This is a genomic window from Exiguobacterium sp. s46 (assembly GCF_018618875.1).
In the GTDB taxonomy this organism is placed as follows: Bacteria; Bacillota; Bacilli; order Exiguobacteriales; family Exiguobacteriaceae; genus Exiguobacterium_A; species Exiguobacterium_A abrahamii.
The window spans coordinates 2,173,848-2,193,729 of record NZ_JACSMY010000001.1; the positions used below are offsets into that span (position 1 = coordinate 2,173,848).

Below are 19,882 nucleotides of genomic sequence, written 5' to 3' on the forward strand. Positions count from 1 at the left end.
ATATTCCTGCAGACAAAATTCTTACACAGTTGTAAGGTAGACTGCTTAATCACACACTTAATGATTTCATCATATAACTTACGGACGCAACACACTACATTTAAACGGAGGAATTCTTAACATGAAACGTTTTCTAGCATCGATCGCGACGGCAGCCTTAGTGGTTTCAGGTTTTACATCAGTGGGTACAGGTAAAGTTGAAGCAGCGACAGTCACGAAAGTCAAGATCACGGACAACGGTCTTCGTGTTCGGACAGCACCTTCTACGAAAGCAAGCATCGTCGGGAAAGTCAACGCTGGTCAAGTCTTTACATACAAAGGCAAATCAGGCAGCTGGACAAAAATCTCATACGGCGGTAAAACACGCTATGTCTACTCACAGTACACAAAGACATACAAATCATCTTCTAGCGCTAAAAAATCAACGAGCTCTTCTTCTAAACGGACGAAAATCCTGAGCGAAGCAGCAAAACATAAAGGTACACCTTATGTATGGGGCGGAACGACGACTCGTGGATTCGACTGCTCTGGTTTCACAAGCTACGTGTACAAGAAAGCGGCTGGTAAAACATTGCCACGTACGTCTTCTTCACAATATTCTTCTTCTAAGAAAGTCAGTGTTTCAAAAGTACAACCAGGAGATCTTGTCTTCTTCTCACACGGTAGCGGCATTCAGCACGTTGGGATCGCAACAAGCAAGTCAAGCATGGTCAACTCAGAAACAGGTGGCGTTAAATACTCAAGCTTCAAATCAGGGTACTGGGGTTCACGCCTTGTCGGCGCAGGATCTTACCTATAATTCATCATCTCAAAGCGGTTGAGCATTGGCTCGATCGCTTTTTTTCATCTCATTCATAAGGAGGAAATAGGATGCATGTCTTAATCACAGGTGCTTCAAGAGGTCTTGGTCGTGAATTCGCTTATCTGCATGCACGACAAGGGGATCACGTCCTGCTCGTCGGACGCGATGCGACAGCGCTCTTCGAAACGAAGTTCCATGTCGAGCGACTCGGGGGAACGGCAACCGTCTTTCCGTATGACTTAACGAAGCGGACGCATCGTCTGGCACTGTTTCGGGCAACGGAACACATTCCGGTCGACTGCGTCATCAACAATGCTGGAATCGGCGTTTTCGGTTCCTTCCTTGAGACCTCGTTTGAAGACGAGTCTCGAATGATTGCTTTAAACATCGAGGCATTGACGCATGTGACGAAGGTCTATGCCTCACGTATGAAGGCACGCGGAATCAAAGGACGTATCGTCCATCTCGCGTCAACGGCTGCATTTGAAGGCGGACCATGGCTGAGTGTCTATTACGCGACGAAAGCCTATGTCCTTCATTTCTCGGAAGGCTTGACAGAAGAGCTCGCAGAAGACGGGATTCAAGTCAGCGTTGTCTGTCCGGGTGCGACCCATACCGGTTTCGAATCGGCAGCAAATCTTGAACAGTCACGCTTGTTCTTGCGACCTGGTGTCATGGATGCTCCGACGGTTGCGCGCATCGCCTACCGCGGCTATATGAAGGGGAAAACGTTCATCGTTCCTGGCTTCGGGAATGCCTGGTATATCTTTTCGACGCGTTTTCTACCGCGTCGGTACGTCACCCGACAAGCAGGAGAAGTCCAGCGTCCGCGGTGATCGTCAAATAACGATTCATTTATCACTCAACGTTCATATCCTCACTTTCCTCAGGCGGGAGGTAAGCCGCGACATCTCGCAGCTTATGCGAAATGCCGGGTCTTCCCTTACCCTGACGGAAACGTTAGCACGTTTCCTTTTCCTGTAGGAGTTGAGGACGAACGTCTTGATTCCTAGAAACACATCAAAAAAGAGTTGGCATTCCGGAGATCATCCGCAACGCCAACTCTTTTTGTGTGGATTCAGACGTCCTGTTTGAGGAGTCGTCCTGTTTTACTTAATGACAAGCTTCGGTTTCTTCTTGAACGAGTGAATCCCCTCGACAAAACGAACCGTTCCTGATTTCGCACGCATGACGACAGAGTGTGTCTGACCGCCCTGCGCCGTGAACTGGACACCTTTCATCAATTCGCTGTCCGTGACGCCTGTCGCAGCAAAGATACAGTCGTCTCCTGCTACGAGATCGTCCATCATGAGGATCTTCGACGGATCTTCGATACCCATCTTCTTACAACGCTCGATCTCAGCATCGTCTGCCGGTAACAAGCGTCCTTGGAGTTCACCACCGAGACATTTCAAAGCAACGGCAGCAAGAACGCCTTCCGGTGCACCACCTGAACCGAGCAAGATATCAATCCCTGTATGCGGGAACGCCGTATTAATCGCACCAGCAACGTCACCGTCACCAATCAAGCGAATCCGTGCCCCTGTTGCCCGAATCCGTTGAATGATTTCTTCGTGACGTTCACGATCCAGGATCGAGACGACGACGTCTTCGATTTCTTTGTTCTTCGCCTTCGCGACTGCTGCGATGTTTTCTTCGATCGTCGCATCCAGACTGATGTGTCCTGCCGCTTCCGGACCAACCGCGATCTTATCCATGTACATGTCCGGTGCATGGAGTAAATCTCCTGCATCCGCGACCGCGAGGACAGCAAGTGCGCCCCATGTTCCTTTTGCGACGATGTTCGTTCCTTCAAGCGGATCGACGGCGACGTCGAGTCGTGGTCCATACCCATTTCCTAGCTTTTCTCCAATGTAAAGCATCGGTGCTTCATCCATCTCGCCTTCCCCGATGACGACGGTTCCTTTCATCGGAATCGTATCGAAGACGTCACGCATAGCGCTTGTTGCCGCATCATCCGCTTCGTTCTTCAATCCTTTTCCCATCCAACGCGCAGAGGCAAGCGCTGCTGCCTCCGTGACGCGTACAAGTTCCATTGATAGACTTCTCTCCATGTGTATGTCCCCTCTCCCTTGTTACAAATCGGTCAAATCGTTTCACGCCATACGAGGGCGCCTAGTTCCTTCAACTTCTGATCAAATCGTTCGTAACTCTGGTCAAGCACTTCTGCGTGGTGCAATGTCGTCTCCCCTGAAGCGAGAAGTCCCGCCAAGACAAGTGCTGCGCCACCGCGTGGGTCCGGTGCCTCGATTTCCGTACCAAGTAAGGTTTCTCCACCACGAATGATGATTGAGGCGTCTTCATGCGTGATTCGAGCATTCAAGCGTCGTAACTCCTGCACATGCCGGAAACGTTGCGGGTACAACTTATCGACGACGATACTCGCTCCCTTCGCTTGTAACAACGCTGCCGAGATGACAGGTTGTAGGTCGCTCGGGAATCCACCGTAGTGGAAGACACGAATATCGACCGGCTTCGCCTCCTGAAACGTCGCCGTGACGGAATCATCCGTTGCTTCGATCAACGCACCGTACCGTTCGAGTTTTTGGATGACGCTCTCGAGATGAAGCGGAATGACGTTATCGACGGTGACGCGTCCAAGTGCCGCCCCCATCGTCAAGAACGTTCCTGCCTCCATTCGGTCCGGAATCAAGGTATGCCGGCAACCACTTAGTTGCGATACGCCCTTGATTCGAATCTCGTCCGTTCCTGCCCCTTTGACGCTTGCCCCCATGTTCGTCAACATCGTACTGACGTCGATGACTTCTGGATCATAGGCAGCGTTTTCGATGACAGTCGTTCCTTCAGCGAAGACAGCGACGAGTAACGCACTGATCGTCGCTCCGAAAGACGGGAGATCGAGGTAAATCCGGTTGCCGACGAGACGATCGACGCGCATGTAATGGACGCCTTGCTCGTTACGTACAGAAACACCGAGACGCTCTAGTGCTTTGATGTGTAAATCGATCGGTCGTGGTCCGATGGCATAACCTCCAGGCAGACCGACGACTCCTTGTTTGAATCTGGCTGCCAGAACGCTCATGAGGTAGATCGATCCGCGTAACTTGCGCGTCTCCGCACCAGTCAACGGCATCGATTCGACCCGACTTGGATCAATCGTCACCATATCGCCTTGACGTGTCACGACCGCGCCGAGCGTCTCCAAAATCTCGATCATCGTCGCGACGTCGCCAATCTCCGGCACGCCTTCAAGAACGACCGTCTGATCCGTCAGGAGGGCTGCAGCAAGACACGGGATGGCGCTTTGCTTCGAACCACTGATTGATACGGTTCCTTCTAGGCGTTGTTGCCCTACGATATGCAAAATGTCCACGTTCCATCAACCTTTCTCTTCGCTACGATTATTGCTGCGTTTTTTCCCAGTCGGCGAGGAACTTTTCAATTCCTTGCGTCGTGAGTGGGTGGTGTGTGAGTGACTCGATGACCGAGAATGGAATCGTCGCGATGTCTGCGCCCGCAAGAGCAGCGTTCGTCACGTGAACTGGATTCCGGACCGACGCCGCGATGATTTGTGTTGGAATATCATGTACGACGAAAATTTGAGCAATCGTCTCGACGAGCCCCATTCCATCTTGTCCGATATCATCTAGACGACCGAGGAATGGTGATACGTATGTCGCACCAGCACGGGCTGCGAGTAATGCTTGGTTCGGGTTGAAGATCAATGTGACGTTCGTCGTGATCTTCTCTTTTGAAAGTGCTGCGACCGCCTCGAGTCCGGCCGGAGTCATTGGAACCTTAACCGTAATGTTCGGTGCGATCTGGGCAAGTTCCTTCCCTTCGCGAATCATTCCTTCTGCATCAAGCGCGATGACTTCAGCGCTGACAGAGACGTCCCCGACGATTTCACAGATTTCACGAAGTCGTGTATGGAAATCGACGCCTTCCTTAGCGACGAGCGACGGATTCGTCGTGACACCATCTAAAATCCCCATTTTATGTGCTTTCTTGATGTCCTCTACGTTTGCTGTGTCAATGAAAAATCTCATCTTTCTCGTTCCCCTTTCATCCCTTGAAATCGCTTACGACTCTATTATAGGTTTTTTTCACGAGAAGTCCTACTGTTTTCCATTGAAGAGACTTTGACATGATATGAAAAAAGCACGGTAGACCGAAGTCTACCGCACTTTAAAGAGGAGTCGATTAAGCTTTGTTGCTTGAACCGAACTCACGCATCTTACCGATGACAGTTTGTTTGATTGCTTCACGACCTGGTGCGATGAATACGCGTGGGTCATATGCTTCTGGTTTCTCAGCCAACACTTCACGAACGACTTTCGCGAATGAGATTTGGTTCTCTGTGTTAACGTTGATTTTTGAAGTTCCGAGTGAGATCGCTTTTTCGATGTCGTGTGTCGGAATTCCAGTTCCACCGTGAAGAACGAGTGGGAGGTTTGTAGCGTCACGGATTTCTTCCATCTCTTTGAATCCGAGGTTTGGTTCACCTTTGTATGGTCCGTGAACAGAACCGAGTGCAGGAGCAAGCGTGTCGATTCCAGTTTCTTTGACGATGCGTACACACTCGTCAAGTTTCGCGTACATGACATCACCGATGACGTCGTCTTCTTGTCCGCCAACTGTACCAACTTCCGCTTCTACTGAAACGCCTTTAGCGTGAGCGTATTCAACAACTGCTTTTGTTGTTTCGATGTTTGTGTCGATCGGGCTGTGTGAATCATCGATCATGACAGATGTAAATCCAGCGTCGATCGCTTCTTTACATTTTTCAACGCTCGAACCGTGGTCGAGGTGGATTGCAACTGGAACTGTGATTTTCATGTCGTGTACGAGACCTTCAACCATTTTCACGACAGTGTAGAATCCGCCCATGTGGCGTGCTGCACCTTCAGATACTCCAAGGATGACTGGTGACTGCTCTTCTTGAGCCGCACCGAGAATCGCTTGTGTCCACTCGAGGTTGTTGATGTTGAATTGACCTACTGCATACTTACCTTCGAGAGCTTTGTTTAACATGTCTGTCATAGATACTAATGGCATAATGACATCCTCCTCTGTTTTGATCGCTGCTTACACGAACTCGTGCAATTTCAGACTGATTATAACATACTGATTCATCGGAACGTACAGCATTTCGCTCGGTTTTTTGGTTTGTGACGGCGACGTGAAGGATTAACCGCTTACATCGTGAGAAATTTGCACAGTCACTTCTTTTTTTAATTCAAAGATGTCAAATGGCTTCCCGAAGAAGGCGACGACCCCTAATCGTTTCGCTTCTTCCATCGCTTCTTTTTCACCGAGTGCCGTCATTAAGATCGTCCGGACACGTCGTCCGATCCGGTCCTGATGACGCAATACCTCGATCCCGGTCCGCCCCGGCATGTTGACATCCATCAACAATAGATCGTATGCCGTTTCCTGTAAGTAGACGATCGCTTCCTCTCCATCGACGGCGACGTCCGTTTCATACCCTTCTGCCCGGAACAATTGTGCAAGCAAGTTCCGGATTCCCGGCTCATCCTCGACGATCAACAATCTGCCTTTCATCTTTGCCACTCCCCCTCTAGTTATTTCCATTCTACACTAAAGCAAAACTTGCTTTATACTGTCCTTGAGAGAAACATAGAAAGGATGAAGAAAAATGATGAAAATCTTAGCTACACAGTTCAACGGAAAATTGCAAACGCTCGCAAAACAGGAAGACGAACTATTCGATGTCGTCCGTCTACTCGCACAGGCGCTCGTCGGAGAAGGTACGGTCTATGTCGACGCTTATGGTGAATGTGAAGGACTCTATCCGATGCTCTCAGAAGGACCGGACCAGATGAAACGCGTTACGAAGATCAAGGATCGAAAGACCTTGCACGCTGTCGATCGCGTCTTGATCTTCACGCCGGATACGGAACGCTCGGATCTCCTGGCTTCTCTTGCCCGTTACGACGCATGGCATACACCTTATGCGATCGTCACACTCAGTGACGTGACGGAAACGCTCGAACGTTCGATTGCTCCGCTCGCATTGAAATTCAATAAAGGACTGCTTCCGGCAGAGGACGGTTCACGCCACGGACTGCCGAGTCTTGCCCTTTGCGCGTTTCTCCTGACACATATCTTGACGCAACTACAAGAGATGACGGAAGAGTGGGATTGACGTTTTTCTTCTATAATATAAATATAAAGTTCACTGGATACGTGTCCGTGTCTGACTAAGCTTACGATCTTCATTGAATCAAAGCGAAACCGTCAATGACCGTTATACAAAAAGGAAGCGCTGTTTGCGCTTCCTTTCAGATTGTAGACAAATGAGCTGACTCAAAAAAGAATGACTTGTCTTTTCACGCCCTTTCCTCAGGCGAGACACAAGCCCGTTTCCCCGCCCCATTCGAGCAGGAAAACGGGTCTTGTTTGTCTCTGACAGCGCAAAATTGCGCTTTTTCCTGTAGGAGTTGCGTGTAACGCGTCATTCTTTTTATACCGAAGGATCACAGAAGCGTTTTGTTCACTCGACATCGCTTCCTAGGGAAAAACAAGCAAGAGCGACCCTGCAGCGAAGCGAAGCAGCGCGATACTTGTCCCAGGAAAACGATTCGAAACGAACAAAAAAGCGCAATCCTTCTCGTTAGAGAAAAATTGCACTTTGTCTTCAGTCTCAAAGGAAGCGCCATTCGCGCTTCCTTTTTTTGATCATGCCGAAGCATGTTCTTCTTGTGCTTTTAGTTCTTCACCGTAAGACAGCTGATCCTGCATGCGGACGAACGGTAGATAGATTGCGACCGACATCGCAATCGTCGCCAGCTGGAGCAAGGCACCCTGCCAGCCGCTGATCAAGAAGCCAGAGATGACGGGTGGTGTCGTCCATGGTACTTGAAGCGCATTAAATGGCTCGACCCAACCCCAGAGGATCGAGAAGTAGACCATGAAGGATGCAATCGCTGGTACGATGACGAACGGAACGAACATGATCGGGTTGAAGACGATTGGCATCCCGAAGATGACCGGTTCGTTGATGTTGAACAAACTTGGCGCAAGTGACAGCTTCCCGAGCTGCTTTAAGTGAGCCGAGCGGGCGACGATCAACGTCGCGATGATGAAGCCGACCGTAATTCCTGTTCCGCCGAGTTTCGTAAAGACATCGAGGAACTGAATCGTAACGATCTTCGCGTTGTCACCGACGACAAGTTCTTTCCCGGAGTCGATGATCGCTTGGTTTTGTAAAGCGTTCGCTGTCAGCAACGGTCCCATGATTCCCATGATGATCGCTGCGCCGTGAATCCCGCACCACCACATGACAGACATCAAGATCATGATCAAGACTGCTCCTGCGAGCGTATCCGTCAAGTTTTGAATCGGTGCTTGCAAGACGTCGTAGACGACTTCCGTGAACGTCCGGTCAGCGAATGCTTGGAAGACAGCAAACGTGACGACAGACAACGTGATGATTGCAAGTCCCGGAATAAGTGCCGAGAACGAGTTCGAAACGCCCGGTGGTACACCGTCTGGCATCTTGATCCGGATGCCTCGCTTGATGAATTGCGAGTAGATGAAACCGACGACGAGTCCGACGACGATCGAGGCAAGGACCCCTTGTCCGCCCGTCCATACTTTCGGTACGACACCCGTGACGACTTCCCCTGACTTCGACAGAACAGATGATTGTGTGATGATTAAGAAGGCGATGATTCCGAGAATCCCGGCTGGAACCCCTTCGATCTTCTCGTTTTTAACGTACGAGTAGGCAATACCGAAGACACCAATCAATGCGAGAATATCAAACGTCGCACCGACGACCTGAGTCAGCGGTAATGTCCAGTCGGCACCGAATAGGCCCGTCATGAACTTCTCCCAGCCTGGGATTGGTAACGCGAGAATCAGTAGGAATAACGAGCCGATGATCGTCATCGGCATCGTTAAGATGAAGCCGTCCTTGATCGCAAGGACAGGCTTGGCGTTCGCGAATCGTGCGAAGGCAGGAGTGACTTTTTCAAATACGGTTTCTAATCGGTTCATTCCGACTCCTCCTTATAGTTCAGCAGCACGTGTCGCGATGATTTCCTGGTACCAATGGAACGACTGTTTCTTCTTCCGTGCCAAACCATTCGTATGATCGACATAGATGAATCCGTACTGCTTTTTATATCCGTTCAACCAGCTGAGTAGGTCGATGACGGACCATGCATAATAACCAGAGACATTGATGCCCTCTTCGACAGCACGCTTGACGGCGCGAAGATGACTTTCGATGTACTCGATTCGTGGTGTATCCATGATTTCTTCGCCGACGATCGGATCCTCGTCACCGAGACCGTTCTCTGTGATGTAGATTTTGATATCGCCGTATCGTGCTTGGAGCATCCGCATTCCTTCAAGGAAGGCATCCGGTGCGATTTCCCAGCCCCACTTCGTGTAGACTTTATCGTCCATCAAGACTGTCTTATAGACGCCATCGAACGATGGGTTCCCAGGACGTCCGGTTGAGTTTTCGCGGCCACCTGCCATGACGAGCGCCGAATCATTCTTCATGACACGTTGTGGACAATAGTAGTTCAGTCCGATGAAGTCGTTCAGCGGTGCTGTCCGTTTCAAGAGATTGAGCTCTTCTTCTGTCCATTCCGGTAACAAGCCCTGCTTTTCTAAATCCTTCACGACATACGCTGGGTACTCACCTTTTAGAATCGGATCATAGAACCAGTGTGTCGCGTATTCATTCGCATGTACTTCGGCTTGTTTGTTCTCTGGCGCTTCATCGATGCTGAACGCTGGGTTGAAGACGTGCGTGATGCCGATTTCTCCTTTATATCCCGCTTCCTTGAACGCTTCGACTGCGCGAGCGTGAGCGACGAAAACGTTGTGCGTCGTTTGGAAGTACGCTTTTGCATCGCCTGTGATGCCGGGTGGGTGTGCGCCCGTCAAGTAGCCGAGCGAACAGAAGATGACCGTCTCGTTGAAGGTGATCCAGTTGCGGACACGATCGCCGAACGCTTCGAAACAGGTCTTCGCAAAACGCACGAAGGCATCTGCTGTTTCAGGACTACGCCAGCCACCCTGTTCTTCAAGGACTTGTGGTAAATCCCAGTGATAGAGTGTCACGAACGGGACGATCCCGTGCTTAAGGCACTCATCGATCACGTTGTTATAGAACTCAAGTCCTTTTTCATTCACTTCACCTGTGCCGTTCGGGAAGATGCGTGGCCATGAGATCGAGAAGCGATACGATTCAAGACCCATCTCTGCCATCAGACCGATATCTTCTTTGTAACGGTGGTAATGATCGATTGCGACATCCCCGTTCGTCGCTTCAAACGTTTTTCCAGGAATCTTCGAGAAGACATCCCAGTTCGAGACGCCTTTTCCGTCTACGTTCCAAGCACCCTCTACTTGATAAGAAGCAGAAGCAGCGCCGAATAGAAAATCTTTTGGCATTTTCATCATCTTCACCTCTTATTTGTTTGCGAGTTTGATTGCTTGGTCGAGTACTTTCGTTCCGTTCATCATGCCGTAATCGATCGTGTTGATGACATCGATTGGCACACCTTTTGGTTCACAGATCTGTTTTCCTTTCGAAAGAAGGTACTTCACCTGTGGTCCGAGGAGAGCGACATCGAGTTCGTTGACGTACGTTTCCATCTCTGATTCCGGATATGCTGCGATGTCTGCTTCTAAGCCACGCTCCGAGGCAACCGCTTTCATTTTTTCTACTAACATACTCGTCGACATACCTGCCGCACAAAAGAGTCCGATTTTCATCATTATTGATCCATTCCCTTCAATTGGTTGATTTCGTTTTGCATGTTCATCATATATCCGAGCATTTCCTTGACGAGGATCGTGTTCATGAGGTGATCCTGCGCGTGTACCATCAGGACGCCAACCGTCGCTGTCTTGCCTTGTGCTTCGAGTGTGACGAATTTCGTCTGAATGCTATGGGCATCCTTGAGTGTCGCGTCACCTTCTGTAACGGCAACTTGTGCCTCTTCAACTTTGCCTTCTTGCATCAGTAACATTGCTTGGTGGTAGCTTGCTTTGGCGTCGCCCGACAAGGCAATCAATCCAAAAATATCTTCCGGGGTAATTTCAATTGTTTCAGAAGTCATGCTGTCTCTCCTTCGTTGTATGGATAACTTAAATTCATAGGTACAAATTCTACAGTTCGATAATAGCATGCGCTTTCATAACGTGTAAACCCTTTCTTTTTAAAAAATTTAAATAAAAAAACACACGAAATTTGCTTCGTGTGTTTCCTTCTTATTTAATATTCGAGACCTTCAGCATCTTCACGTGGCGGAAATGATGCGTCGCCCGCGAGACGTCGAAGATTTTCCCATTCGTCAAATAGACTGTATTGTCGACGAGTAAGGATGGATCGTTCTCTTTTAATCCAAGCAACTCGGCGTCACTGCTATTCAAGTAATCGGCATAGATGACGCGATCTGCAAATCCGATCGACAGATTTTGATCATTGCGTAAATACGTGTAGATCGATTTTTGAACGATATTCTCATCGAGATACATGACGAGATTTTTCCGGAAATAGGACGCTTCGATCGAAAACGGGTGATCATCGACGAGACGCAGTCGTTTGACGTAATAGACCGGTGTACCGACCGGACATTTCATGCGTTCCGCGACTTCTTCGTCTGCCTTCGTCTGTTCGAAAGCGAGAACGCGCGTCTCGACCTTCCGTCCGCTGAAGTCGCTCGTCAATCCTTGTAGCTTTTCGAGATTGACGTAATCACTCTTATAATGATCGCGGACGAAGACACCGCTCCCTTGTACTTGGTAAACGTATCCTTTATTGACGAGAATCTCGATCGCCTTCCGGATCGTGTTCCGGCTGACATCGAATTTTTGGGCGTATTCGTCTTCCGTCAACAGTTTGTTCGTATGTTGATAGACGTGCTCATTGATCTCGATCTCGATTTGTTCAGCGACATGTTTATACTTCGGAATCAATGATATTCCCCCCTCTATCTAAAATTTGTAGGAATGAATCCGCTACCATTATAGCAGATATGTATTTTGACGATAGGAATAAATGAAAATAAACCCGTCTTCTTGAAGAAGACAGGTTTATTTGGATACGACTTACTCACCGAGTGATGCTTGGATGAAGTCATGGAAGAGCGCTTGTGGACGTTCTGGACGTGAGATCAATTCTGGGTGGAACTGACACGCGACGAACCATTTGTGTTCTGGAATCTCAATGATCTCAACGAGACGACCGTCTGGGCTCGTTCCTGAGAAGACCATGCCGTTTGCTTCGAACTGCTCACGGAATTCGTTACCGAACTCATAACGGTGACGGTGACGTTCGTAGACGAGCTCGCTTGAATACGCAGCACGCGCTTTCGTTCCGTCTTCGAGTTTACATGGGTAGAGTCCGAGACGGAGCGTACCACCGAGATCCTCGATATCTTTTTGTTCTGGCAACAAGTCGATGATCGGGTATGGTGTCGCTGGGTCGATCTCCGCTGAGTGTGCGCCTTCAAGGTTGAGGACGTTACGTGCGAATTCGACTGTCGCGAGTTGCATCCCGAGACAGATACCGAAGAACGGTACGTTGTTTTCACGGGCGAAACGTGTCGCTTCGATTTTTCCTTCGATGCCGCGTTCTCCGAATCCACCAGGAACGAGGATGCCGTCTGCCGAACCAAGCAATTCGTTGACGTTTTCACGCGTCACGTCTTCTGCGTTGATCCAGTCGATTTCGATGTCGCTGTTGAAGGCAAACCCAGCATGTTTCAATGCTTCTGCGACCGAGATGTACGCATCACGCAATTCGACGTATTTCCCGACGAGTGCGATCTTCGTCGTCTTCTCGAGGTGTGTCACTGTGTGGACGAGTTGTTTCCAAGCCGTCATGTCGGCAGCTGGTGTATCGAACTTGAAGTAGTCACAGACGAGTTGGTCCATGCCTTGGCGTTGTAAGTTGAGTGGTACTTCATAGAGTGTCGATGCATCTTGTGCTTCGATGACTGCTTCTGGACGTGTGTCACAGAAGAGAGCGATTTTATCTTTCATCTCTTGTGGGACTGGGTGCTCCGCACGTAAGACGATGATGTCTGGTTGAATACCGTAGCTACGGAGTTCTTTGACACTGTGTTGTGTCGGTTTCGTCTTGAGCTCACCTGCCGCTGCAAGATACGGAACGAGCGTACAGTGAACGTACATGACGTTTTCTTTCCCGATATCGTTTTTCACCTGACGAATGGCTTCGATGAACGGAAGCGATTCGATATCCCCTACTGTTCCACCAATCTCTGTGATGACGACGTCAGCGCCCGTTTCTTTTCCAGCACGGAAGACGCGATCCTTGATTTCGTTCGTGATGTGCGGAATGACTTGGACCGTTCCACCGTTGTAGTCGCCACGGCGTTCCTTCTTGAGGATCGTCGAGTAGATACGTCCAGACGTGACGTTCGCGTTCTGGCTCAAGTTGATGTCGATGAAACGCTCGTAGTGACCAAGGTCAAGGTCTGTCTCTGCGCCATCATCCGTGACGAACACTTCCCCGTGTTGATACGGGCTCATCGTACCTGGGTCGATGTTGATGTACGGATCGAATTTTTGGATCGTGACATTGAGGCCACGGTTTTTCAAGAGACGAGCGAGCGATGCAGCGGTGATCCCTTTACCGAGTGACGATACGACGCCACCTGTTACGAAAATATACTTTGTCATGTTAAATATTGCTCCCTTCCCTAATTCACATCTCAACAATACAGAGGTGGTAAAAACAAAAAAGCAAAAGTGCCCCCATTGGAATAGGAGACACTTTTGCTGAAATAAGCACGTTGCTTAAAGAAGCCCATGACTAACTTACGTCATTCGGAAAACTTCGTCAAGCCTAATTTTTCAAAGAAAAATTTCCGTGCTCGTTCGTCAGCCGTCAACGAAAAAACTGCCATTTCTATAGGGAAATAGCAGCTGTACAGTTGTGGTTGATCGTGCTTAGACTTCCTCTTCTTCTTCGAAGTCTTCTAAGTCTTCTTCGTCGAGATCGTCATCGAGATCATCGATGGCTGCGACTTTTTTGAACGTATCATCGTCTTCGCTGTCGTCAGCTGAATCATAGTCCGCTGTTTTCGCGAATGTATCGAGATCGTCTTCAATCGTTTCGAACTCATCTTCTTCTGCATCATAGTTGAACTCTTCTTCAAACTCATCGAGTTCTCCACGTTGACGCGCTTCGATGACGAGATCCTCATCCGACTTATCGAACGGATACCAAGCGCGGAGTGACCAACGGTTCGCTCCGACGTTGACGAAGTTTCCGTCGATGTTCATGTCTGTATAGAGTTGAGCAAGTTTCTCGAACTTGTCTTCTTCATCTGTAAACGTATGGTACTTTTCGATTTCTGACGTGATGTCATCGAACGTGATTGGCTGTTCGCCAGCTTCTTGCAACATTTCGTTGACGAATTCGATCAGCGAAAGATCAGTAATCTCTTCTTTACTTAAACGGCTGAGGCTCATTGTGACGGCCACTTCCTTTCATTTGCGTTCAATCCATTACTTCTCATTATACGCAAAACGGCTTTTAAAAATCCAGTCTCTATTTAAAAAAAGCTCGAATTGATTCTCAATTCGTGTTTTTCCCACTCTCGAAAAAGGAATATCCAAGGGAGAAGAAGGAGGAATGACAGATGGAGATGACAATCGAACGGGTCAACGATTTTGATGACTTCAACTGGTTACCAATCTTATCAAAGAGTACACAGGAAGGCTATCCCTTCATCGAACGGATGCTACGTGAACGCCGAAATGAAACGTATCGAGAAGACGGAGAAGCAATGTTCGTCGTTTTGTCGCTTTCCGGTCACGTCATTGCGTGCGGAGGTTATATGAAACAAACCGACGCGATCGACGTCGGTCGGATTCGTCATGTCTATGTCTTGCCAGAAATGCGACATCACGGTGTCGGTACGCAACTGCTTGAGAAAATCATACCGGAAGCGCTGTTGACGTATTCCGAGCTCTGGCTCTATACGAATGATGCCAGTACGTTTTATGAACGATTCGGTTTTGAGCCGTATACGGCAACCAAAGTGACACATCGACTTTTAAAGCATGCATTCGTCCAACCTTAAGTGTCTTGGATTGACATATCGAGAATCATCGATTAGTTTAAGCGTATGACAAATCAAGTGGATCTATTCAAGGCATTATCGAACGAGGTACGTCTTGATATCTTACGCTGGCTCAAGGATCCCGAGACTCATTTCAATAAGCCGACGGCCCATCTCGCGACGAATCTGTCGGACAAGGGAGGCATTTGCGTCGGAGATATCCAAGAGAAGGCGAACTTATCTCAATCGACCGTCTCCCAATATCTTGCGATGTTGCAAAAAGTCGGATTGCTCGAATCCGAACGTCACGGCAAATGGACGTATTACCGGCGAAATGAAGAAAAAATCCAGGAGCTCGCAGCGTACCTCAAAGGAGAACTTTGATCCGTTCTCCTCGCCTTACATATCGACATTTCTCGATATTTAGATTCGTGAAAGGATGAATTCTGTTGAAAATCGTGTATTACGTACTCGCGTTACTTGCGGGTATCGCACTCAGTGTCGAAGGGGCTATCTATGGTGAGCTCGGGAACTTCGTCGGAAAACTCGAAAGTAGCTTTTATAATTTCTTCGCCGGTACGATCATCATCGGACTGATCGTCCTCTTCTTCGGAAAAGGTTCACTCGGCTATACATTCCGCGCACCGAAATGGACCTTGCTCGGTGGTCTACTCGGTAGTATCTACTTGACGATCTTGATCATCAGCATCCCGCTCGTCGGTGTCGGTCTCGCCATGATTAGTGTCATCATCGGACAGATGATTGCCAGCATGGTCATTGAACATTACGGCTGGCTCGGTAGTCCGAAACGTCCAATCAATCGTGACAAGCTGACAGCTTCTGCTTTGATGCTCGTCGCTCTATTTCTTATCTTTTAAGGAGGTTCGCTCGTGAATATTCTATTACTCGGTTTTACATTACTCGGCGGCGTGATGCTGAGTGCGCAGTCATCGATCAACGGTGCCTTCAGTCAAAAGGCAGGGGCTCTAGAAAGCACGTTCCTGACATTCTTCACCGGGATGCTGATTCTCGCACTCGCCATCCTGTTCTTTGGTCAAGGAAATGTCTTGCTCTTGTTCGAAGCACCACGTTGGCAACTCAGTGCCGTCCTGTTTGGGGTCAGTTATCTATTCCTGACGATTCTTGCTGTTCCGCAAATCGGTGTCACGGCAGCTAGTATCGCGACTGTCATCGGTCAACTCGCAGCAGGGATGGTCATCGACCACATCGGTGCATTCGGTGGCGTCGTCGTGCCGCTCGACGGAAAACGTCTGCTCGGTCTGCTTGCGATGCTTGCTGCGCTTTACTTCGTCTATCGCGGGAACACACGCAAAGACGTGTCGGCTTCATCTGATTCGATGGCATCGTAACGATTGTCCTCACGATTCGTTCACGCGCTTTCCTCAGTCGAGACACAAGCCAGTCTCGACTGTCACAGACAGCCGACCCGGGTCTTGTTTATCTCTGACAGCGCAAAATCTTGCGCTTTTTCCTGTAGGAGTCGCGTGAACAACGTGAGTCCTGCTGTTTCTCATGATCTATCAAAATAGAACATAAAAAACCGAAATGCTGAAGTATATTCACTTCAGCATTTCGGTTTTTTCGTGTCGAACGATCCGTTGATGAACGTGCAAGACGAAGACTCCTGCGGGAAAAGCGGAATGGGTGAGACCCCGTAGGCGCGAAGGCGGCGAGGAGGCTCGCCTTCCGCCCGCGGAAAGCGAAGTCTTGCACGAGAATCAACACTTGTGTTTTATAAATACCTTATTGCCCCAGCTGTTGTCTCTTAAGTAAGCGCAACGCTTCCGTCGCAAGACGATGATCTGCTTCCTGCGATAGACCGGAAACGGTAATCGTACCAACGACACCGACTCCTTCGATCCGGATCGGGAACGATCCGCCGGCATCGGCATAATCAGATGGCGAGACCGCATACATCGAGTGGTACGAGCGATGTTTACTCTCATTATACCGACGCATGTAGAGCGAGCTATAGCCATGCCGTAAGACGACGTTCGATTTCCGGCGGATCCACTCTTCCTGATCCGGTGCCGTACCGTCGAGCGCCGCGTAATATAAACGCTGTCCATTCCGTTTGATTTCAACGGCGATCGATAAGTTCTCCTTCATCGCCCGTCCAATCAATTCATGTCCCATCCCGATCGCTTCCGTATTCGTCAGGGACGTCAAGACGAGTTCGTCCTCTTCCGCTAGCAACACCTTCAATTCTTCCATGCATCCCATTCCTTTCGTAAGAGGCGTCGTCCTTCATCACTGCTGATGCGCACTGCTTCAATCAAACGCATCGTTTTTTCAGCGTCGCGTAAATCGACAGGTACTCGTCCCCCGCGAAGTCCTTCCGCCAACTGTTCATAAAACGTCGCATAACTGCCTGGAAGTGTCGCGAGACGCTCGACTGGCTGATCAGCGATTTGAAGGTAGCCGTAGGAATCTACTTCATCTTCACCGAGCTGTTCGTCCACCGGATGACCTTTCGCAAGCCGTCCTTCTTGCGGATCCATTCCATATTTGACGTAACTACCTCGTGTCGCATGAAACTCGAAACGCGGTGTTGGTCCTTGGATGAAGGACGTTGAGCGGAGAATGACACGACGCGTACCGTAATGCAGCGTGACATGGAAACCATCATCGACGACAGCACCGTCACGTTGCAGGTAGACGTCGCCCGTGAGTGCATCCGGTTCTCCGAATAAGGCAAGTGCTTGATCGAGTAAGTGTGAGCCGAGATCAAACAGGATGCCGGCGCCACTTCCCGCTTGTTCCCGCCAGCGTTCCCGAACGACCGGACGATAGCGATCAAAGCGTGATTCGATGACTTGCCAGTCGCCGATCTCGTTCATTTCCATCAATTGTTCAAGTGTCAGGAAGTCCCCGTCGAAGCGACGGTTTTGATAGATGGCGACCTGCACCCCGTGTTGTTTCGCTAACGTTTGCAGCGTCAGTGCTTCTTCGATCGTCACGACGGCCGGCTTTTCGAGTAGGACGTGCTTCTTTGCTTCAATCGCTTGTTTTGCCATTTCGAAATGGAGTGCCGTTGGTGTCGTGATGATGACGAGTTCCGTGTTCTCATCCTGCAAGGCTTCAGCAAGTGTCGCGACGACCGTCGCCTTACTGAAATGTTGTGCTACCTGTTCCGGTCGACTGGAGACGACTTGCGTCACTTCAAATGCCGGTAATGTCTGTAAGAACGGAACGTGGAACGTCACCGCTGAAAAGCCGAATCCGACGAGCGTCGTTTGAATCGGGTTCATGTTGTTTCCTCCTCTGTCACGTCGAGATCGACATGATAATGATCTAGTCGTTCTTGCCACGTTGCGTCTGGTACTTGATCCGTAACGAGTACATCGATTTGCTCCCAGTCACAGACCTTATGCAAAAACCGCTTATTGAATTTCGTATGGTCTGCGAGGACGATGACACGGGTCGCACTTCGAATCATCGCTTTCTTTACGACCGCTTCTTCGAGTTGTTCCGCAAAAAGTCCTTCTTCCGTCAATCCACATGCTCCAAGAAAAACACAATCAACTTGATAATTCAGGATGTCGTCTGCCGTCTTGATCCCACTTAAGCTACGCGCATGCCGGTCGAAACGTCCTCCCGTGACATACAGCTCAATATCCGTGCGAGCTCCGACATAGTCTGCGATATCGAGGGAGTTCGTGATGACTTGTAGTGGATATGGCGGAAGTGCTCGTGCCATCTCAGATACCGTCGTTGCAGCATCGAGCAATAAGCGATCGTTCGCTTGGACGTGACGCGCTGCACGCTGCCCGATCCGCCGTTTTTCCGGTTTCTCTGTCCGCTGTTCATACGCAAGCGTTCCGCCAGCACGAACTAATCCATTCTTAACGCGAATGATCTCCCCTTCTTGTTCGAGGACGATGACGTCACGACGTGCGGTATCTCGTGAAATCTGATACTCCTGCATCAGTTGATCCAGCGAAATTTCAGGACTCGTCTTGATCCATTCCCGCATCTGTTGCAGCCGTTCAATTTGCCCCATCGATTCCCGCCTCCTTTTTCTTTATATTAAGTTTTTTCATTACAATATGCAATTTTAATGCAAATAGTTCAACGGTAATTCGGGTAAATAATAGAAGACAACTACTTTCAGAACGGAGGAATTGATATGCAAACGATCTTGATCACGGGTGCTTCTTCCGGTATCGGTCTTGCGACGGCGCGGCGATTCGCAGACGCCGGATGGTTCGTCTACGCTGGTGTCCGGAGTCCAGACGAAATGACCGTGTCATTACCGACGCTTACCTTCTTGCCGCTCGATGTGACGGATGAAACAAGCGTGAAAGCAGCCGTTCGTCAAATTGAACAAGAAGTCGATCATCTCGACGTCGTGTTCTGTAATGCCGGTCATGGTTTGCTGCGCGCACTCGGTCAAGCGACGAGTTATGAAATCAAGCAACTCTTCGAAACGAACGTCTTCGGTGTCATCCGAACGATCGAAGCTTGTCTCCCCTTACTCAAACAAGCACCGGACGGTAGTCACTTACTTGCGACTTCAAGCGTCAGTGGTCTCGTCGGTCAACCGATGAATGAACTGTATTGTGCCAGTAAGTTTGCGATCGAAGGGCTGTTCGAAAGTCTTGCGACCTACTATAAACCGTACTTCAACATCGACGTCACCCTGATTGAACCAGCCGCCGTCGAGACGAACTTTACCGCAACTGTTCTCGATCAACTTGAACGGACGGGTGGCTTACACGAAGACGACTTCAAACCGATCATCACAGCTTATTTGCAGACGTATCGGACGCGACATGCCGATCGCCAATCGGCAGAAGCTCTGGCTGAGGTGATCTTCGAGGTCGTCCATCGTGACGAACGTCCGTTACGAATCCGGACGACGGAAGCCGATGAACATTTCGTCGCCCATAAGACGCATCATGATCCGTCAGGTCTCGAAGGGATCGCCAAAATACGACGACTAACATTAAATCTCGACTGATTTCCCTTTTTTTGAAATTTCAATCCGCCT

23 protein-coding genes are annotated in these 19,882 nt (G+C 49.4%); 8 read left to right on the top strand and 15 right to left on the bottom strand.

Features of this window, described 5'->3' with window-relative positions:
- Positions 1-121 precede the first annotated feature (121 nt).
- Positions 122-799 (top strand): C40 family peptidase, encoded by a 678-nt coding sequence (locus KNQ08_RS11195; protein WP_029342780.1) that lies wholly within the window; start codon positions 122-124, stop codon positions 797-799.
- Positions 800-870: 71 nt separating this feature from the next.
- Positions 871-1,638 carry an SDR family NAD(P)-dependent oxidoreductase gene (locus KNQ08_RS11200; protein ID WP_133207851.1) on the top strand — a complete coding sequence of 256 codons (768 nt, stop codon included), beginning with the start codon at positions 871-873 and terminating at the stop codon, positions 1,636-1,638.
- A 273-nt stretch (positions 1,639-1,911) separates the two neighbouring features.
- Here KNQ08_RS11200 and glpX read toward each other — a convergent pair whose 3' ends face one another.
- The 5 genes from glpX to KNQ08_RS11225 all read right to left on the bottom strand — a co-directional run bounded on the left by glpX (position 1,912) and on the right by KNQ08_RS11225 (position 6,349).
- Positions 1,912-2,877 carry a class II fructose-bisphosphatase gene (gene glpX, locus KNQ08_RS11205; protein WP_035410722.1) on the bottom strand — a complete coding sequence of 322 codons (966 nt, stop codon included), beginning with the start codon at positions 2,875-2,877 and terminating at the stop codon, positions 1,912-1,914.
- Between the two features lie 32 nt (positions 2,878-2,909).
- Positions 2,910-4,157, bottom strand: coding sequence for a UDP-N-acetylglucosamine 1-carboxyvinyltransferase (gene murA, locus KNQ08_RS11210; protein ID WP_047394432.1), 1,248 nt, complete (start codon positions 4,155-4,157; stop codon positions 2,910-2,912).
- 28 nt (positions 4,158-4,185) lie between these two features.
- Positions 4,186-4,833: a fructose-6-phosphate aldolase gene (gene fsa / locus KNQ08_RS11215; protein WP_023469552.1), complete on the bottom strand. Its 648-nt coding sequence runs from the start codon at positions 4,831-4,833 to the stop codon at positions 4,186-4,188.
- A 154-nt stretch (positions 4,834-4,987) separates the two neighbouring features.
- Entirely contained in the window at positions 4,988-5,842 is an 855-nt protein-coding gene (fba, locus tag KNQ08_RS11220) for a class II fructose-1,6-bisphosphate aldolase (protein WP_058704156.1), read from the bottom strand.
- 132 nt (positions 5,843-5,974) lie between these two features.
- The gene (locus tag KNQ08_RS11225; protein WP_035395791.1) at positions 5,975-6,349 is read right to left on the bottom strand and encodes a response regulator; all 375 of its coding nucleotides are present in this window, start codon (positions 6,347-6,349) and stop codon (positions 5,975-5,977) included.
- Positions 6,350-6,443: 94 nt separating this feature from the next.
- Between KNQ08_RS11225 and KNQ08_RS11230 the strand changes: the two genes are divergently transcribed.
- Positions 6,444-6,953 (top strand): DUF2529 family protein, encoded by a 510-nt coding sequence (locus tag KNQ08_RS11230; protein ID WP_035395788.1) that lies wholly within the window; start codon positions 6,444-6,446, stop codon positions 6,951-6,953.
- A gap of 533 nt (positions 6,954-7,486) precedes the next feature.
- Here the strand turns inward: KNQ08_RS11230 and KNQ08_RS11235 are convergent.
- The 7 genes from KNQ08_RS11235 to rpoE form a co-directional block, all read right to left on the bottom strand.
- Positions 7,487-8,809 carry a PTS sugar transporter subunit IIC gene (locus KNQ08_RS11235; protein ID WP_023469556.1) on the bottom strand — a complete coding sequence of 441 codons (1,323 nt, stop codon included), beginning with the start codon at positions 8,807-8,809 and terminating at the stop codon, positions 7,487-7,489.
- A gap of 12 nt (positions 8,810-8,821) precedes the next feature.
- Positions 8,822-10,228 (bottom strand): GH1 family beta-glucosidase, encoded by a 1,407-nt coding sequence (locus tag KNQ08_RS11240; RefSeq protein ID WP_214805771.1) that lies wholly within the window; start codon positions 10,226-10,228, stop codon positions 8,822-8,824.
- A 12-nt stretch (positions 10,229-10,240) separates the two neighbouring features.
- The gene (locus tag KNQ08_RS11245; protein ID WP_055969344.1) at positions 10,241-10,549 is read right to left on the bottom strand and encodes a PTS sugar transporter subunit IIB; all 309 of its coding nucleotides are present in this window, start codon (positions 10,547-10,549) and stop codon (positions 10,241-10,243) included.
- Positions 10,549-10,893 carry a PTS lactose/cellobiose transporter subunit IIA gene (locus tag KNQ08_RS11250; RefSeq protein ID WP_149427944.1) on the bottom strand — a complete coding sequence of 115 codons (345 nt, stop codon included), beginning with the start codon at positions 10,891-10,893 and terminating at the stop codon, positions 10,549-10,551. The genes KNQ08_RS11245 and KNQ08_RS11250 overlap by 1 nt, the downstream gene beginning before the upstream one ends.
- A 151-nt stretch (positions 10,894-11,044) precedes the next feature.
- Complete coding sequence (locus tag KNQ08_RS11255; RefSeq protein WP_023469560.1) at positions 11,045-11,752, bottom strand: GntR family transcriptional regulator; 708 nt, start codon at positions 11,750-11,752, stop codon at positions 11,045-11,047.
- A gap of 132 nt (positions 11,753-11,884) precedes the next feature.
- Entirely contained in the window at positions 11,885-13,480 is a 1,596-nt protein-coding gene (locus KNQ08_RS11260; protein WP_023469561.1) for a CTP synthase, read from the bottom strand.
- Between the two features lie 270 nt (positions 13,481-13,750).
- The gene (gene rpoE, locus KNQ08_RS11265; RefSeq protein ID WP_235609843.1) at positions 13,751-14,287 is read right to left on the bottom strand and encodes a DNA-directed RNA polymerase subunit delta; all 537 of its coding nucleotides are present in this window, start codon (positions 14,285-14,287) and stop codon (positions 13,751-13,753) included.
- Positions 14,288-14,445: 158 nt separating this feature from the next.
- Between rpoE and KNQ08_RS11270 the strand changes: the two genes are divergently transcribed.
- The 4 genes from KNQ08_RS11270 to KNQ08_RS11285 all read left to right on the top strand — a co-directional run bounded on the left by KNQ08_RS11270 (position 14,446) and on the right by KNQ08_RS11285 (position 16,238).
- Complete coding sequence (locus KNQ08_RS11270) at positions 14,446-14,889, top strand: GNAT family N-acetyltransferase (protein WP_047394413.1); 444 nt, start codon at positions 14,446-14,448, stop codon at positions 14,887-14,889.
- Between the two features lie 45 nt (positions 14,890-14,934).
- Positions 14,935-15,252 (top strand): ArsR/SmtB family transcription factor, encoded by a 318-nt coding sequence (locus KNQ08_RS11275; protein ID WP_023469564.1) that lies wholly within the window; start codon positions 14,935-14,937, stop codon positions 15,250-15,252.
- A 65-nt stretch (positions 15,253-15,317) separates the two neighbouring features.
- Positions 15,318-15,746 (top strand): DMT family transporter, encoded by a 429-nt coding sequence (locus tag KNQ08_RS11280; protein WP_023469565.1) that lies wholly within the window; start codon positions 15,318-15,320, stop codon positions 15,744-15,746.
- A 12-nt stretch (positions 15,747-15,758) separates the two neighbouring features.
- Positions 15,759-16,238 (top strand): DMT family transporter, encoded by a 480-nt coding sequence (locus tag KNQ08_RS11285; protein ID WP_214805636.1) that lies wholly within the window; start codon positions 15,759-15,761, stop codon positions 16,236-16,238.
- A gap of 394 nt (positions 16,239-16,632) precedes the next feature.
- Here KNQ08_RS11285 and KNQ08_RS11290 read toward each other — a convergent pair whose 3' ends face one another.
- Genes KNQ08_RS11290 through KNQ08_RS11300 form a run of 3 tightly spaced genes read right to left on the bottom strand, consistent with a single transcriptional unit; the run spans position 16,633 to position 18,892 of the window.
- Positions 16,633-17,103 carry a heme-degrading domain-containing protein gene (locus KNQ08_RS11290; RefSeq protein ID WP_075643040.1) on the bottom strand — a complete coding sequence of 157 codons (471 nt, stop codon included), beginning with the start codon at positions 17,101-17,103 and terminating at the stop codon, positions 16,633-16,635.
- A complete protein-coding gene (locus KNQ08_RS11295) occupies positions 17,091-18,140 on the bottom strand; it encodes a Gfo/Idh/MocA family oxidoreductase (RefSeq protein ID WP_214805638.1) in 1,050 nt (349 codons plus the stop codon). The genes KNQ08_RS11290 and KNQ08_RS11295 overlap by 13 nt, the downstream gene beginning before the upstream one ends.
- Complete coding sequence (locus tag KNQ08_RS11300; protein WP_069940057.1) at positions 18,137-18,892, bottom strand: DeoR/GlpR family DNA-binding transcription regulator; 756 nt, start codon at positions 18,890-18,892, stop codon at positions 18,137-18,139. Before KNQ08_RS11300 ends, KNQ08_RS11295 begins: the two co-directional genes overlap by 4 nt.
- Before the next feature lie 126 nt (positions 18,893-19,018).
- Between KNQ08_RS11300 and KNQ08_RS11305 the strand changes: the two genes are divergently transcribed.
- The gene (locus tag KNQ08_RS11305) at positions 19,019-19,852 is read left to right on the top strand and encodes an SDR family oxidoreductase (RefSeq protein WP_214771758.1); all 834 of its coding nucleotides are present in this window, start codon (positions 19,019-19,021) and stop codon (positions 19,850-19,852) included.
- Positions 19,853-19,882: the final 30 nt, after the last annotated feature.

Bases quoted from the DNA above. Each gene is read 5' to 3' on its own strand.
- KNQ08_RS11195 (WP_029342780.1), top strand. From the start codon at position 122: ATGAAACGTTTTCTAGCATCGATCGCGACGGCAGCCTTAGTGGTTTCA.
- KNQ08_RS11200 (WP_133207851.1), top strand. From the start codon at position 871: ATGCATGTCTTAATCACAGGTGCTTCAAGAGGTCTTGGTCGTGAATTC.
- glpX (WP_035410722.1), bottom strand. From the start codon at position 2,877: ATGGAGAGAAGTCTATCAATGGAACTTGTACGCGTCACGGAGGCAGCA.
- fsa (WP_023469552.1), bottom strand. From the start codon at position 4,833: ATGAGATTTTTCATTGACACAGCAAACGTAGAGGACATCAAGAAAGCA.
- fba (WP_058704156.1), bottom strand. From the start codon at position 5,842: ATGCCATTAGTATCTATGACAGACATGTTAAACAAAGCTCTCGAAGGT.
- KNQ08_RS11225 (WP_035395791.1), bottom strand. From the start codon at position 6,349: ATGAAAGGCAGATTGTTGATCGTCGAGGATGAGCCGGGAATCCGGAAC.
- KNQ08_RS11230 (WP_035395788.1), top strand. From the start codon at position 6,444: ATGATGAAAATCTTAGCTACACAGTTCAACGGAAAATTGCAAACGCTC.
- KNQ08_RS11235 (WP_023469556.1), bottom strand. From the start codon at position 8,809: ATGAACCGATTAGAAACCGTATTTGAAAAAGTCACTCCTGCCTTCGCA.
- KNQ08_RS11240 (WP_214805771.1), bottom strand. From the start codon at position 10,228: ATGAAAATGCCAAAAGATTTTCTATTCGGCGCTGCTTCTGCTTCTTAT.
- KNQ08_RS11245 (WP_055969344.1), bottom strand. From the start codon at position 10,549: ATGATGAAAATCGGACTCTTTTGTGCGGCAGGTATGTCGACGAGTATG.
- KNQ08_RS11250 (WP_149427944.1), bottom strand. From the start codon at position 10,893: ATGACTTCTGAAACAATTGAAATTACCCCGGAAGATATTTTTGGATTG.
- KNQ08_RS11260 (WP_023469561.1), bottom strand. From the start codon at position 13,480: ATGACAAAGTATATTTTCGTAACAGGTGGCGTCGTATCGTCACTCGGT.
- KNQ08_RS11270 (WP_047394413.1), top strand. From the start codon at position 14,446: ATGGAGATGACAATCGAACGGGTCAACGATTTTGATGACTTCAACTGG.
- KNQ08_RS11275 (WP_023469564.1), top strand. From the start codon at position 14,935: ATGACAAATCAAGTGGATCTATTCAAGGCATTATCGAACGAGGTACGT.
- KNQ08_RS11290 (WP_075643040.1), bottom strand. From the start codon at position 17,103: ATGGAAGAATTGAAGGTGTTGCTAGCGGAAGAGGACGAACTCGTCTTG.
- KNQ08_RS11295 (WP_214805638.1), bottom strand. From the start codon at position 18,140: ATGAACCCGATTCAAACGACGCTCGTCGGATTCGGCTTTTCAGCGGTG.
- KNQ08_RS11300 (WP_069940057.1), bottom strand. From the start codon at position 18,892: ATGGGGCAAATTGAACGGCTGCAACAGATGCGGGAATGGATCAAGACG.
- KNQ08_RS11305 (WP_214771758.1), top strand. From the start codon at position 19,019: ATGCAAACGATCTTGATCACGGGTGCTTCTTCCGGTATCGGTCTTGCG.